14 protein-coding genes are annotated in these 14,298 nt (G+C 62.8%); 6 read left to right on the top strand and 8 right to left on the bottom strand.

The genetic code is table 11. The features are described 5' to 3' along the window. Nucleotides 1–47: 47 nt before the first annotated feature. From K3767_RS02810 to K3767_RS02825, 4 genes are all read right to left on the bottom strand, one after another. Nucleotides 48–2,018, bottom strand: coding sequence for a hydantoinase/oxoprolinase family protein (locus K3767_RS02810; protein WP_221172044.1), 1,971 nt, complete (start codon nt 2,016–2,018; stop codon nt 48–50). A gap of 108 nt (nt 2,019–2,126) precedes the next feature. Continuing rightward, entirely contained in the window at nt 2,127–2,318 is a 192-nt protein-coding gene (locus K3767_RS02815) for a hypothetical protein (RefSeq protein ID WP_221172045.1), read from the bottom strand. After that, nucleotides 2,308–2,802, bottom strand: coding sequence for a YfcE family phosphodiesterase (locus K3767_RS02820; protein ID WP_221172046.1), 495 nt, complete (start codon nt 2,800–2,802; stop codon nt 2,308–2,310). Before K3767_RS02820 ends, K3767_RS02815 begins: the two co-directional genes overlap by 11 nt. A 57-nt stretch (nt 2,803–2,859) precedes the next feature. Next, the gene (locus K3767_RS02825; protein ID WP_221172047.1) at nt 2,860–5,328 is read right to left on the bottom strand and encodes an HAD-IC family P-type ATPase; all 2,469 of its coding nucleotides are present in this window, start codon (nt 5,326–5,328) and stop codon (nt 2,860–2,862) included. A 106-nt stretch (nt 5,329–5,434) separates the two neighbouring features. Between K3767_RS02825 and K3767_RS02830 the strand changes: the two genes are divergently transcribed. The 4 genes from K3767_RS02830 to K3767_RS02845 are packed head-to-tail and all read left to right on the top strand — an operon-like array spanning nt 5,435 to nt 9,759. Continuing rightward, a complete protein-coding gene (locus K3767_RS02830; protein ID WP_221172048.1) occupies nt 5,435–6,877 on the top strand; it encodes a FapA family protein in 1,443 nt (480 codons plus the stop codon). Further along, complete coding sequence (locus tag K3767_RS02835) at nt 6,874–7,386, top strand: CZB domain-containing protein (RefSeq protein WP_221172049.1); 513 nt, start codon at nt 6,874–6,876, stop codon at nt 7,384–7,386. The genes K3767_RS02830 and K3767_RS02835 overlap by 4 nt, the downstream gene beginning before the upstream one ends. Nucleotides 7,387–7,412: 26 nt before the next feature. Further along, complete coding sequence (locus tag K3767_RS02840; protein ID WP_221172050.1) at nt 7,413–8,414, top strand: carbohydrate kinase family protein; 1,002 nt, start codon at nt 7,413–7,415, stop codon at nt 8,412–8,414. After that, the gene (locus tag K3767_RS02845; protein ID WP_221172382.1) at nt 8,389–9,759 is read left to right on the top strand and encodes a TldD/PmbA family protein; all 1,371 of its coding nucleotides are present in this window, start codon (nt 8,389–8,391) and stop codon (nt 9,757–9,759) included. The genes K3767_RS02840 and K3767_RS02845 overlap by 26 nt, the downstream gene beginning before the upstream one ends. 95 nt (nt 9,760–9,854) lie before the next feature. On the opposite strand, the gene K3767_RS02850 is transcribed toward K3767_RS02845, so the two are convergent. The 4 genes from K3767_RS02850 to K3767_RS12190 form a co-directional block, all read right to left on the bottom strand. Next, nucleotides 9,855–10,472, bottom strand: coding sequence for a DedA family protein (locus K3767_RS02850; protein ID WP_221172051.1), 618 nt, complete (start codon nt 10,470–10,472; stop codon nt 9,855–9,857). Between the two features lie 45 nt (nt 10,473–10,517). Continuing rightward, a complete protein-coding gene (locus K3767_RS02855; RefSeq protein WP_221172052.1) occupies nt 10,518–10,730 on the bottom strand; it encodes an FmdB family zinc ribbon protein in 213 nt (70 codons plus the stop codon). A gap of 105 nt (nt 10,731–10,835) precedes the next feature. Next, entirely contained in the window at nt 10,836–11,552 is a 717-nt protein-coding gene (gene rnc / locus K3767_RS02860; RefSeq protein ID WP_221172053.1) for a ribonuclease III, read from the bottom strand. Beyond that, nucleotides 11,549–12,232: a septal ring lytic transglycosylase RlpA family protein gene (locus K3767_RS12190; protein WP_304941221.1), complete on the bottom strand. Its 684-nt coding sequence runs from the start codon at nt 12,230–12,232 to the stop codon at nt 11,549–11,551. Before K3767_RS12190 ends, rnc begins: the two co-directional genes overlap by 4 nt. A 114-nt stretch (nt 12,233–12,346) precedes the next feature. Here K3767_RS12190 and K3767_RS02870 point away from each other — a divergent pair, with 114 nt between their 5' ends. Both K3767_RS02870 and K3767_RS02875 read left to right on the top strand, forming a co-directional pair. Next, nucleotides 12,347–13,645: a hypothetical protein gene (locus tag K3767_RS02870; RefSeq protein WP_221172055.1), complete on the top strand. Its 1,299-nt coding sequence runs from the start codon at nt 12,347–12,349 to the stop codon at nt 13,643–13,645. Further along, nucleotides 13,642–14,277, top strand: a complete 636-nt coding sequence (locus K3767_RS02875; protein WP_221172056.1) for a 5-formyltetrahydrofolate cyclo-ligase — start codon at nt 13,642–13,644, stop codon at nt 14,275–14,277. Before K3767_RS02870 ends, K3767_RS02875 begins: the two co-directional genes overlap by 4 nt. Nucleotides 14,278–14,298: the final 21 nt, after the last annotated feature.

A 14,298-nucleotide genomic window follows, 5' to 3' on the forward strand; every position in this document is an offset into this window, starting at 1 on the left:
ACGCCGTCCGTGCAAAACCGAACCTGGTCCACCAGAGGAGATGAGGACTAGAAACGATAGAGGTGGAGGTTTCCGTAGCGGTCGCAGGCGGCCCGGAATCCGGGAGGGAGGTAAACGGTGGCGAAGTCGCTCACCACCAGGGCGGGTCCGGAAAATTCCGCCTCCACCGGCAGCTCCTCCCAGAGGTAGACCGGGCTCCGGAGCCGGCGTCCCTTCCCCACCAGGAGGCCGGTATGCTCCACGGGGCGAAGCCCTTCTCCTCCCCGGAAGGGAGGCAGCTCCGGAACGGGGCGGCACACCGTGGCCGAGAGCCGTACCGCGGTGGCCTCGAGGGGCTTTTCCGGGAGCCGGAACCCGTAAAGTCTTTCGTGTTCCCGATGAAAGGCCTCCTCGAAGTCCGGACCGAAGGGCACGGTTATTTCGAAGGACTGGCCGCGATAGCGCAGGTCCACGAACTCCCGGAAGGAGAGGTCCCCCTCGGGAAAGCCCAGACGCCGGATCTCCTCCCGGGCCTTCTCCCGGAGGGCGGCGAGTCTTGCCGCCAGAAACTCCCGGGAGACGGGATCCCGGGAGGGACGCAGGCCGGCGGTGAAGTCGAAGCGCGGCTCGGCGGTGAGTATTCCCAGGGCCGAAAGGACTCCCGAAAGTCTGGGGACCAGCACCCGGGGGATGGCCAGCCGTTCGGTGAGCTCCGCGGCGTGAAGGGCCCCGGCTCCGCCGAAGGCCACCAGGACGAATTCCCGGGGATCGTAGCCCCGCTCAAGGGAGACCCTGCGCAGGGCGGTTTCCATGTTGGTGTTGGTGATCTCGATGATGGCCCTGGCGAGGGCCTCGGGGGAGAGCCCCCGTGGGGCTCCGGTCTCGGCAAGCGCCCGGGTGGCCCGCTCCGGGTGAAGGGGCATGCGCCCGCCCAGGAACCGGTGCGGAAGAAGGCGACCGGCCAGCACATGGGCGTCGGTTACGGTGGGTCGGGTGCCTCCCCGTCCGTAGCAGGCCGGCCCGGGGTCCGCACCGGCGCTCTGCGGCCCCACCCTGAGCGCCCCGCCCGCGTCAAACCAGGCCAGCGACCCACCCCCGGCCCCGATGGTGTGAATGTCGATGAGGGGAAGGGCCACCGGGTGTCCCTCGATCTCGTACTCCCGGGTGTAGGTGGGGGCTCCGTCGCAGAGAGAGACATCCGTGGAGGTCCCGCCCATGTCGAGGGTGATAATCCTCTCGAACCCGACCTTTCGGGCCACGGCGAGCGCCCCCATTACCCCTCCGGCCGGCCCGGAAAGGAGGGTCGTCACCGCCCGGGCCTCCACGGCCTCCGCCGGCATGAGCCCACCGTTGGACTGCATGATGAAGATGCGGCTTTCGGGAAGAGCCGCGGCGAGGTTCCTCACATAGCGGCCCATCACCGGGGCCAGATAGGCATTGAGCAGGGTGGTGGAGGTGCGCTCGAACTCCCGGAACTCCGGCCGCACCTCCGAGGAAAGGGAGATGTGAAGCCCCAGATCCGCAAGGACCCGGGCCACGCGACGCTCGTGTTCCGGAAACGCGTAAGCGTGCAGGAAACATACCGCTACCGCCTCCGGACGCCTGTTCTTCACCCAGGTCCGCACCCGCTCCAGTTCCTCCCCGGTGAGGGGGACTTCCACCGTGCCGTCGGCGAGCACCCGCTCCCGCACTCCCAGCACCAGGCTCCTGGCCACCACCGGCCGGGGTTTTTCCACCATGAAGTCGTAAAGAGCCGGCCGGGCCTGGCGCCCGATAAAGACGACATCCTCGAAACCGCGGGTGGTGAGAAGGGCCACGCGAGCCCCCCGGCGGGTGAGAAAGGCGTTGGTGCCCACGGTGGTGCCGTGAAGGACCTCCGCCACGGGCTCACCGGTGCGTTCGGCCAGCTCGGAAAGCCCCCGAAGGATGGCCCGGGAGGGATCCTCCGGAGTGGAGGGCACCTTGTGGGTTAAAAGGACACCCTCCGCCTCGGCCACGAAGTCGGTGAAGGTTCCCCCGGTGTCAACCGCAACGCGCACTTCAGCTACCGGAAACCTTACTTCGATGACGCTCCAGTCTTGAAAGGAGAAAGGCCTCGGCCCCCAGGAGAAGTATGCCTATCACCAGTAAAAGACCTATCTCCATTTTCAATCCTCCGGATAGAGCATCCAGCCCAAAAAGAAGGATATCAGTCCTACCAGCAGAATAAAACCCAAAAGCTCCACGGTCAAATGTTGAGAGAGCACCGCACCGATCACTCCTGCGCCGAAGCTGTATTTGGAAACATCAAAAAAGACCCGAGCGGCCTCTTTTTGTTTCTCTCGTGCTCTATCCCTCAAGTTCCACCCTCTCTACCTCGCCGCTTTCGGTGTCGTAGAGGACGAAGGTGGGGGCTCCCTCCTTGCCCAGGATCTCGCCGGGATTGATCACCAGGGTCCGGCCCACCCGAAGGACCTTGTAAACATGCGTGTGCCCGCAGAGGACCAGGTCGTAGTCCCCGGTGGCGGCAAACCCCCGGGCCAGCTCCGGATAGTGGACCATGGCTATGGAGAGTCCGCCTTCCTCGAGGAAGGCGAATTCTCCGTGAAAGTGCACATTCTCGAAGCGGGCCACCTGTTTTTCGAGAAGGTGCGGGTCCCCCCGGTTGTTGCCCAGGATCAGGTGCACCGGCCCCGGAAACTCGGCCAGCACCGGGACCATGAAGGGGGAGATGAGGTCGCCGCAGTGGAAACACACCCGGGCCCCGGCCTCCCGGGCCCGCGAGATGGCCCGGCGCAGGTTGGGGATGTGGTCGTGGCTGTCGCTCAGGATGGCCAGTTTCACCGGATCACCTCCCGCCTCGGAGTGGTGAAAGGAGTATTTCCCGCGAGCCCGAAAGCGTCAAGAGGCGGACCGGAGGCGTTTTTTGAGTTCCACCAGCACGAAAAGCAGGATTCCTCCTCCCAGGATGGGTCCCCAGGCCACGGGAGGGAGCGGAGCCACCCGGAAGATGCGGTCCAGAAAGGGAAGGTAGGTGAAGAGCGCCTGAAGAATCACTATCACCGCCAGCCCGGGCAGAAGGGCCGGATTTCCGGAAACAAGCCGGCGCGGGTCCCAGGGGGCCCGTCCCAAGAATCGGGTGTTGAGTAGATAAAAGGCTTCCATGAAGACCAGCAGGTTCACGGCTACGGCGCGGGCCTCGGCCAGCGTTCCCCGGGCTTTCCACCAGGAAAATCCCGCCCAGGTGATTCCCGCCATGAGCACCGAGACCAGAAGGATCTGAACGAGTAACCCCCGATCCAGCAGGGGGGCGTCCGGGGGACGAGGAGGACGGGCCATGACCACCTCCTCCGCGGGCTCGAAGGCCAGGGTTACCGCCAGGGCCACGGTGGTCACCAGGTTGATCCAGAGGATGTGCAGAGGAAGCACCGGAAGCGCCGAGGCCAGAAGCAGGCTCCCCAGGAGAAGGAGACATTCTCCCCCGTTGGTGGGGAGGATGAAGAGCAGGGTCTTCCTGAGGTTGTCGAAGACGGTGCGACCTTCCTCCACCGCGGCCACCAGGGTGGCGAAGTTGTCGTCGAGAAGGACCATGTCCGCGGCCTCCTTGGCCACCTCGGTGCCGCTCCCCATGGCCACGCCTATGTGTGCGGCCCTGAGCGCCGGAGCATCGTTCACCCCGTCCCCGGTCATGGCCACGATCTCTCCCCGCGCCTTGAAGGCCTCGATGAGACGAAGCTTGGTCTCCGGGGTGGCCCGGGCCACGAGATCCGTCCCGGAAAGAAGGGCGTAAGCCTCCTCCGGGGCGAGACGAGTGATCTCCTCCCCGGTGACGGCTTTTCCCGAAAGCCCCACCCGGTGGCCTATGGCTTCGGCGGTGAGGGGATGATCCCCGGTGACCATCTTGACCCTTATGCCTGCGGAAAGGCAGGTTCGGATCGCCTCCGCGGCCTCGGGCCGGGGAGGATCCCGGAAGCCCAGGAGTCCCAGGGGCTCAAACCCTTTTTCGGGAAGGTCCCCCAGGCTCTCATCCCGGGTTTCTCTGCGGGCAAAGGCGATGAGACGGAGTCCGTCGGCGGCGAGTTCGGTTAGAACCCCCTCCAGCGGGGAGGCGGCCTCGCAGCGGGCCAGGACGATTTCCGGAGCCCCCTTGAGGAGGATCCAGCGCCGTCCTTCCTTTTCCACCAACAGAACGGAATACTTGCGCGAGGAGTCAAAGGGTTTCTTGTCCAACACTCTATAGCCGGTGCTCCACTCCCCGCCCAGGGGGAGGCTCTCCCGGATGGCCTCGTCCAGAGGATGGCCTTCCTCCAGGGTGAGGGCCACGCTCTCGAGGAGGGGATCCGGAGGCGCGAGCCGCTCCGGGGAGCGGACCTCTCCCCCGGGCCGAACCACCACCTCGAGCACCAGCTGGTTCCGGGTCAGGGTGCCGGTCTTGTCCGTGAAGATCACGGTGGTGCTGCCTAGGGTCTCCACCGCCGGAAGGTAACGCACCACGGCCTTCTTACGGGCCATGCGTTTCACCCCCATGGCCAGGGCCACGGTGAGGATCACCGGAAGGCCCTCCGGGATGGCCGAGACCGCGAGCGCCACCGCGGCCATGAAGGATTCCTCCAGGGGAAACTTCCGGAGGTAGCCCACCCCGAAGGTGAGACCGGCCAGGATCACTATGGCCACGCTTACCACCCGGGTGAATCCCTCCAGCTTCCGGGCGAGAGGGGTCTTGGGCAGACGCACCTCCCCCATGAGGCGGGCTATCTTGCCGAATTCGGTGTGGGCCCCGGTGGCTACCACCACGGCCCGGCCCTCGCCGTTCACCACCAGAGTTCCGGAAAAAACCATGTTTTTGCGTTCCGCCAGGGGAGCTCCTTCCGGAACCTCCCCGGGGGCCTTTTCCACCGGGAGACTTTCTCCGGTGAGCACGGATTCGTCCACCAGAAGCCCCCGGGCCTCCAGCAACCGGGCGTCCGCCGGGATCTTCATCCCCGCCCGGAGAATCAGCACATCCCCGGGGACCAGCTCCTCGGCCGGAATGCTCTGCACCCGGCCCTCCCTGACCACCAGGGCCCTGGGGCTAAGATACTCTTTAAGGCCTTCCAGGGTGCGTTCGGCCTTGTATTCCTGGAAGAAACCGATCAGGGCGTTGATGAAGACCACGGCCAGAATCACCGCCGCATCCACCGCCTCTCCCACGAAGTAGGAAACCACGCCGGCCACGATCAGGGCGTAGATGAAGAGGGAGCGGAACTGCGCCAGGAGGATCTTAAGGGGGGATCGCCCGGGAAGCGCCGGCAGAAGATTGGGACCGTAACGGGCCCGAAGCCGACGAACCTCCTCCCCGGAAAGACCCCGCACGGGATCCGTCTTTTCCATACCCGGATCTTACCAGACCTCGGGATCGATTTGAATGTGTCTGAGCCAACGGCTTGCTATAAGTTGAAATCTCGTGCTACTTTAGGTAGTTAAAGGGGGCCCTCCCATGAGCACCGCGGTCCTTACCCTGGAAGGCGGCTATCAGCTCAGAACTTCCCCGGACGGAATGGAGGCCTGGCTGGAGCCTCCTCCGTCCCCTGCGGAGTATCCTTCCCTCAGGGAAAAGCTGAAAGAAGTGGGGCTTACCGGCCTCCTGGATCCTCCCGTCCGGGAAGACGGGCGTCTGATCGTGGCCCGCGGGCGGCCTCCGGAGCCCGGGGAGGACGGCAAGATCGAGTTTCTGGTGGACTTCTCCCGGGGACCGCGGGAGATCTCCCCCCACCGGGTGGACTGGCGCGAGGTTAACGCCCTAGTCTCGGTGCCCGCGGGAACGGTGGTGGCCCGCATCACTCCCCCCACGCCGGGCATTCCCGGGCTCACGGTGTGGGGCGAGCCCGTTCCGGCCCAGCCGGGCCGAAAGATCCGGATACGGGAAGAACTCCCTTCCACGGATCAGGATCTCGCAGCCGTGGAGGATCTCATCAAGACCGAAGAAAAAGGAGGACAGGTGGACCTGACCCTGGGCCCCGGACTGATCTACGATAGCCGCGAGGGCACCATCGTGGCCCGGGAAGGGGGGTTCCTGGAGTTGCGGGGGAAGCACCTGCGACTGTATCCGGTCTATACCCTGGGGGGAGATGTGGACTGGACTACGGGAAACATCCGGTTTTATGGTAAAAAGTTAACAATCAAAGGCACGGTGCGAAGGGGTTTCCTGGTGGAAAGTGCCGGGGACCTGGAGATCCACGGCAATGTGGAGGACGGAGTCAGGATCCAGACCGGCGGGTCTCTGATCGTTCAGGGAATCGTGAAGGGGGAACGCATCGAGGTCCATGCTGAACGCGAGGCCTTCCTCAACATCGTGGAGTATGCCTCGGTAAAAGTCCGGGGAAACCTCACCGTGAGCGGGTATCTGCTTCAGGCCCGGGTGATCGTTGGGGGGATGCTTTCGGTGATGGGAAAGGAGGGTATTCTGGGGGGAGAGGTCTTCGTGGAGGGCTCGGCGGTGGTGAGTGTGCTGGGCAGCCCTGCCTTCGTAAAGACCCTGATCAAGGTGGGCTACAATTACGAGGTGGCCGAGGAGGTAAAAAAACTGGAGGAGGAATTTTCCAGGCTGGACGAGGTCACCGACCGCATGAAAGAGGCCCTGGTTCAGGGGATAAGATTGGCCCGGGCCGGGCGCCTGACCCCGGAAAAGAGGGTTATAGTGGAAAAACTCTATCAGGTGCTCAAAAAAAGAATCCTGGAGATGGCGGACATCAAAGAGAGGATCAAGGCCCTGGAGACCCGGCTTGATAAGGGGGACTTTGCCTTCCTACAGGTTACCATGCGGGCCTATCCCAATGTGGTGGTGGGTATAGGGAAAAATGCCATTCTGCTAAAAAAAGAACATGGCCCCGGAATCTTTCGACTGGAGGGTGCCAAAATAGCCTTCAGGGGGCAAAATTGAAAAATAAACCTTCCTCACAATTGAAACACCTCCGGAAAGCCCTTGAGAAAGTAGTTAAAGAAATCTCGGAACTCTTTGAAAAGGAAGTATCCTTCGAGAAAAGACTCAAAGACCGGAAGGATCCTTCCCGGATGGATTCTCTTTACATAGAACTGGTAATTTTGGACTTCCTGCAAAAAAAAGCCCTTCTCATAAAAGAGGCCCTCAAGTGCAAGGATTTCTCCGAACATCTGGAACTTGATCCTCAAAAATGTGCGGTGGGGAAGTTCCTTTCCTCCTTCTGTCCCTTGACGGAGGTGGGCAGGTATCTGGTGGAGGAAATCCGAGGGGTGCACGAGAAGCTTCACGAGGAGGCCCGTCGGCTGGCCGAAGAGATCCGCACCCGGAATCCCGACTGTGAGGATATTCGAAAGATCCTGCAGGAACGGCTCTTTCCCCTCTTCAACGAACTCCTGGAATTGCTAATAGATCTCTCCAATCATCTCGAAAAAGGAGAACCCGAGAACTGATCCTCCCGGCCGGGTGTGCGGAGACCATGGCGATTTTTGTCGGTTCCGGGGCCCTTAACCTGGACCTCTTCTACGAGGTGTCCGAGCTGGCGGAGCTTTCCTTTCCGGGGGTGGAGTTTCGTCCCGGGGGAGAGGCCGCCGGCGACCGGGAGACCCTCTACGCCCTGCGGGATTATCTGGAGGCCCGGGGAAGGTTCGTAGCGGCCCTGGGAGGGGGGTCCGCGGCCAACACGGTGTGGGCGCTTTCCCGTTTCGGCTTTAAAACCGCCTTCATCGGGGCCGCCGGCCGCGACGAGGAGGGCGAGCGCGCGCTCGCCGAGCTTGCGGAAGAGGGCGTGGACCTTTCCCGGGTGGTGATCTCCGGCACCACCGGCATGGCCCTCATCGTGCTCGATCGGAGGAGGGATCGCTTCATCTTCGTTTCCCCCGGGACGGCCGAAAAGGCCCTGGCGGAGTTCGATCCCCCCCTCAAAAAGGGTGAGTGGCTGCACCTGAGCTCCCTGATCACCGGGGAAGGTCTGGCCTTCCACCGGCGTCTGATCCGGAGGGCTTTCGGGCCGACGAGCCTTGACCCCGGTGAAATCTACGCCGCCCGCGGTTTCAAAACCCTGAGACCCCTCCTCGAAAGGACCTCTCTCCTTTTCATTACCGAGGCCGAACTCGACACCCTGGGCCTTCCTCCGGAAAGACTCCTGGCCACGGGACCGGAGTTGATCTTCGTAAAACGAGGCCCCCGGGGGGTTACGGTTTTTAGCAGGAGGAACGGGGCTTTCAGTCTTCCGGCGGAAAGCCCCCCACGGGTGGTGGACAACACCGGGGCCGGAGACTTCTTCAACGCCGGCGTGCTTGCGGGTCTGGCCCGGGGGCTTTCCCCGGAGGCGGCGGCCCGCCTGGGAGTCACGGTGGCCGCGGTGAGCCTTCGCGACTACGGCCGCCGGGGTTGTCCGTCCCGGAAGGAGTTTTTAAACTGGCTTGGCGAACTCTTCGCCGGAGATAAGAGAAATGGAACTTCCCGGAGGTACGGATAAGGTTCTCGCCGCGCTTTCGGCCGGGGCCCTCTTTGCCGACCTTTACTTCGAAAACACCCGGGCCCTGCGCATAGTCCTCGAAGGGGAAAAGATCGAGGAGCTTTCCGCCGGAGAGGACGCCGGGGTGGGCCTGCGTCGCATCGAGGGGGACTTCGAGACCCGTTACGCCTTCTCCAACGACTTTTCCACCGGCACCCTGCTGGCCCTGGCCAGAAGACTCGGCGGTCGGGAAGCCCGTTCGGTCCAGGATCCAGGCCCGAGAGCCTCCGGGCAGCTTCCGGTAAAGGTGGTCCCGGAAGAGGTGGACCTTTCTCGTAAGATAGCCCTGGTGAAGCGGGCCGGAGAGGTGGCCCGCAGACTTTCCCCGGAGATCCGTCAGGTGCGGGTGCTCTACCAGGAGACCGAAAAGCGCCTGGCCATGCTCGATTCCGAAGGAGGGTGGGTGGAGGAGACCCGGGTTTACACCCTCTTTGCGGTCCAGGTGGTGGCCGAGAGGGAGGGCCTCCTTCAGCAGGGTTATGAACCGGTTGGAGGTACGATGGGGTTTGAGCTTTTCGAGGAGCACCCCCCGGAGGAGGTGGCCCGGCGGGCGGCCGAGAGGGCCCTTCTCATGCTCTCGGCCCGCAGGGCCCCCGGAGGGCGCATGCCGGTGGTGCTTTCCTCCGAGGCGGGAGGCACCATGATCCACGAGGCCGTGGGGCACGGTCTTGAGGCCGACCACGCCGAGGAGGGCTTCTCGGTCTACGCCGGTCGCCTGGGAGAACGGGTGGCCTCGCCCCTCATCACCGTAATCGACGATCCCACCCTCCCGGGAAAGCGAGGATCCTATCTCTTCGACGACGAAGGGGTTCCGGCCGAAAAGGTAATCCTCATCGAAAATGGGGTGCTCAAAAACTTCCTCTACGATCGGGCCACGGCCCTCAAGTTCGGGAAGACCCCCAACGGCCACGGGCGCCGGGAGTCTTACCGGTATCGTCCCATTCCCCGCATGGCCAACACCTACATCGCCCCCGGTCCCCACGACCCCGGGGAGATCGTCCGCAGCGTGGATCGGGGACTCCTCGTGAAAAAGATGGGCGGAGGAGAGGTCAATCCCGTGACCGGGGATTTCGTTTTCGAGGTCACCGAGGGCTACCTCATCGAGGACGGAGAGGTGGGAGAACCGGTGAGGGGGGCCACCCTGGTGGGCAACGGCCCGGAGGTTCTCAGGATCATCGACATGGTGGGCCGGGACCTCGGCTTCGGTATCGGCACCTGCGGTAAGGACGGCCAGGGCGTCCCCGTCTCCGACGCCCAGCCCACCCTCCGCATCCCCGAGCTCATCGTGGGCGGCGAGGTGAAGTAACCCCCGAGTTCAATGTATTCCTCCGGGGTCTTAACCCGGCAGGCATTGACTGCCCGTCCTCCAGCCATGAAAACAAAAATATTTTCCGGACACGATTAAAGTCCCGAAAATTTCTTTTTCTTCCACAGGACATACAGGAAGACGACCACCAAAGAAAAAACTATCATCCCTCCACTGACTTGATGAAGGAATTTGTGAAGCATGGACTCATTTTTTCCCACCACATATCCACAGATGGCCAGCACGGTTACCCAGAGGCCGGCTCCCAGGAGTGTGAAAACCGAAAACAGCCAGGGGTTCATGCGTCCGAGTCCTGCGGGAAGGCTTATGTACTGCCTTATGCCCGGAAGAAGTCTACCTATAAAGGTGGAAACATGCCCGTGACGATCAAAAAAGTCTTCCACTTTGTACAGAGTAAATTCAGAAAGAAAAAGATATTTTCCGTAACGACGCAAAAACGCTTCCAAGGCCGGTCGGCCCAGTTTGAGAGCCAGAAGGTAATTAAACCAGGCCCCGGCAAGACTTCCCGCGACTCCAGCCCCGATAATCCCGTAAAGGTCCATCTCACCCCGGGATGCAAGATAGGCTGCCGGAGGGATGACCACCTCGCTGGGGAAAGGAAAAAAAGACGATTCCAGCGCCATCAAAAGGAATATTCCCGGATACCCTAACCGACCAACGGTATCAAGCAAAAAGCTTATCAGCTCTTCCATTCAGACTACTTCGGAGGGGCGCACGGCCCCTCTCTGGATCTAAGCTCAGCCGAATCCGAAACCGTGCCCACCGGTTCCGCAGGAACCGAATCCGAAGCCTCCCCCGCCCCCGATGCCGCACGCAAAGGTGGAAAATTCCCTTCGCACCCGATAACTCCCACACCGGGGGCAACGGGTTTCTCTTTCATCACGAGAGCTAAAACAAAGCTTCTCGAAACGCTCGCCACAATTCTCACACCGAAATTCGTAGATGGGCATTTCTGCTCACCTCCCGATTTGACCTCTCGATCTGTTAAATTTAAATCCTTTCGCACAAAAGTAAACTCCTTCTTAAAGATCTATTCCCCCCTCCGCAATAGAAACCTATTGTGCGGCCTCGTCATTTTTGTCCAGTAGCTGGAGGGCCCTGCGAGCGGCTTCCTGAGCGGCCTCTTTTTTGGACCTTCCTCGCCCTCTGGCCAGGACCCGACCGTTCACCACTACCTCCACCTCGAAACAGGGAGCGTGCGGAGGCCCCTCTTCGGCCACCACTCGATATATCGGAGTCTCCCGGAAGCGGGCCTGAGTCAATTCCTGGAGCCGGGAGCGATAGTCCGTCTCAAGTCCCCTTTCGGCCTGGGCCACGAGCCTTCCGAACAGTTGCTTCAGACAATCGAAAGCCCTTCCGTAGCCCCCGTCGAGATACACGGCCCCGATCACCGCCTCGAGCGCTCCGGCCAGGATGGAGGCCTTGTGCTGTCCGCCGGAGCGTTCCTCTCCCCGGCTGACCAGGACGAAATCCGGGAGCCCCAGCCGCTCGGCCAACCGGGCCAGCCTCTCTTCCCGGATCAGCCAGGCCCGCATCCGCGAAAGATCCCCCTCGGCCCGATCGGGGAAGCGTTCGTAGAGGAGGTGCGAGATCACCGCCGAAAGCACCGCGTCTCCCAGAAACTCCAGGCGCTCGTTGTCCGCAAAGGGACCGAGCCGCTTTTCAGCGGCGTAGGAGCGATGGGTCAGGGCCCTCACCAGGAGCCCCGGATCCCGGAAACGGAACCCCAGCCGTTCCTCGAGAATCCCCAGACGCCGGTAGAGTTCCTTCATCGGGCCACCAGAAAGGCCCGGGGAAATTCCCGCCGCAGGGCCGCGGCCCTCCTCCGGGCCTCGGAGAGATCGTAGGCCAGAAATACCCTCACCCGGTAAAAGGTGCCCTCCGGGGCCTCGAATGGTTCGATAAGCACGGACCGAAAACGCCGGGAAAGACGCTCTCTCAAACGCACCGCATTGGCATAATTCTTAAAAGACCCCACCTGAAGGTAAAATTCCCCCCGACGCAGGGAGGGGAGGCGGGTGAACACGATCCCCCTCGGGCCCGGGCGCCCCTCGGCCAGGGCCACCACCCGCACCCGGGCCACCCCCTTCTCCACCATACCCAGGGCCCGGGCCGCGGCGTAGGAGAGGTCGATGATCCGGCCCGGCACGAAAGGTCCCCGGTCGTTGATGCGCACCACCACCCTCCGGCCGTTTTCCAGATTGGTCACCAGCACATAGGTGCCGAGGGGAAGAAGGCGATGCGCCGCGGTGAAAGCGTACATGTTGTAGATTTCACCGCTTGCGGTGCGGCGTCCGTGAAATCCCGGACCGTACCAGGAGGCCAGCCCCTCCTCCACATAACCCGCCGCCGAGGGAAGGGGATAGTAGGTGCGTCCGTTGACGGTGTAGGGTTTCTGAGAAGCGGGAAGGGGCGGCCCCTTCCCCCCCAGAGGCACATGCACGATCTTCACTGTGTGTCTCGGCCCCCCGCACGAAGAAAGAAAAACTAAAAGCAGCGCTGCGACCAGACTCCGACCAAAAAACATACCCTTCCTTTAGAGAGGGGATTATACTACAATTTCCCCGTGTCCTACATAGAAAAATTACCGGGGCTCTTCGAGGGGCTGGGGCTGGCCGCTCTTTCCGCCGGGGCTATGCCCATCCTGATGGGAATATGGCCGGGACGGGGGCTTTACCTCTTCCTGGCGGGTCTGATTTACCTCCATTACCTGCGCCGCTACCGGAGGTCCGGGCGCATGGGCCTGTGGGTGCGCTTTCACCTCCTGGAGGTGATCCTGGCTCAGGTGGCCGGAGCCGTAGCCGGAGCCCTGACCCTCGTCCTCACCCTGTTTTTTATGGGAGGAAGGGACTACGGCGTGCCCATGCTGGCCGGTTTCGTCTTCGGCCTCCTGGTGCTGGTCCTTTTCCCGCCCCTTTTCGTGGGGGCCCACCTGCCTCTTCTGTGGGTGGTGCGGCGTTTCTTCTTTAGGGAGATGTCCCTACGGGAAGCCTGGCGACTGACCATGCTGGGCCTCATCCTCTATGTGCCTCTGCTTGCCGCGGGCAAAGGCCTCGTTTCCCTTTACGCACGGACCGCCTATCGCTCCTCCCCGGAGGTCCTATCCGGCCCGGCCGTGGTACTTTATAGGTGGTCCCTTCCCTACAACGAAACCGCCTACTTCGCCTTCCTCGACGGAGAATTCCTCCACGGGAGAAGAGTCGTCTCCGCGGAGTTGCGCTACGGTGAGGGCGGGAGGGACTTCTTCTGGACCGAGGAACTGGAACGGGGCTTTCTGGTGTGGAGGGCTCCGATGCGGAAAGCGCCCGATTCCGGGGCCCTGCTGCGCCTGGCCACCGAGGAGTCCGTCCCCTTCGTGGGAACCCGGCCCGGCCCTTTCTACGAGCTTCCGGTAAAGGGCGTGGAACCCCTTCATCCCTTCGTGATCCACGATCTACACTGGGAGAGGGGAGGAAACCCCGCCCTGGTGCTGGAGTTCGAGGGTCGTCTTCCCGTGCGGCTCACGGAGGTCTGCTTCAATTTCGGGGGACACCTGGTTCTCAGGGCCGGATCCGGACTCAACTATCGCGACCTTCGCCTCAAGGCCGCCTCGGCCCACTACCTCGTCCGGGGGAAGGAGGAGTATTACTGTTACGAGCCCCTGAGGTCTCCGGAGCCCTCTCCCGGGAGACGGAGCCGGGTGCGCTTTCCCATGCCCCGGGAGGACTTCCGGGACATGCAGGAGCGGGGGCTCCTGGGGACGGGACGGGCCCCTGTCGAGGTGAGGGGGCTCGTGAGGGGGGAGCTCACCCTAGGGGGTGCTCTTCAGGGACAGGCGGTGGAAGAGGCCTTCCAGATCCGGGTGCCCTTTCCCGACGGACGATGAGGGACCTTCGGGAGATCAAGCAGCGTCTGCGGGAGGAGGTGTGGCGGCGGCTCACGGAGGCCGGGGTGGCCCGTTTCCCCGGGGCCTACGGGAGGATTCCCAACTTCGCGGGGGCCGAGGCCGCGGCCAAAAGGGCCCTTGCCCTGGAAGAGGTGAAAAGGGCCCGGGTGGTCTTCGTCAATCCGGACAGTCCCCAGTATCCCCTGCGGGCGGAACTCCTTTCGGCCGGAAAGATCCTGGTCGTGGCCGCCCCCGGTCTCCGGGGCGAGAAACCCTTCATCCTGCTACATCCCGAAAGGCTCCGCCCGCACCCTCTCCGGGTGGCCACCCTCAAGGGAGCCTTCCGCTACGGGGAAAGACTCTCCCTTGCGGAGGTCCCCCCTCTCGACCTTTTCGTCACCGGATGCGTGGCGGTGAGCCCCCGGGGGGAAAGACTGGGTAAAGGGGGAGGATTTGCCGACCGGGAGCACGCCCTCCTGCTTGAGGCCGGAAAGATAACCCCCGAAACGCCGATCCTCACCACCGTGCACGAGCTCCAGATCCTTTCCGAAATCCCCCGGGAGCCCCACGACCTCTCGGTGGACCTGATCGTGACCCCGGAGAGGGTGGTACGCGTTTCACGTGAAACATGAGCTTGTTTCCTAAGGAGTGGA

The sequence above is a fragment of the Thermosulfurimonas sp. F29 genome (genome assembly GCF_019688735.1).
Taxonomy (GTDB): Bacteria; Desulfobacterota; Thermodesulfobacteria; order Thermodesulfobacteriales; family Thermodesulfobacteriaceae; genus Thermosulfurimonas_A.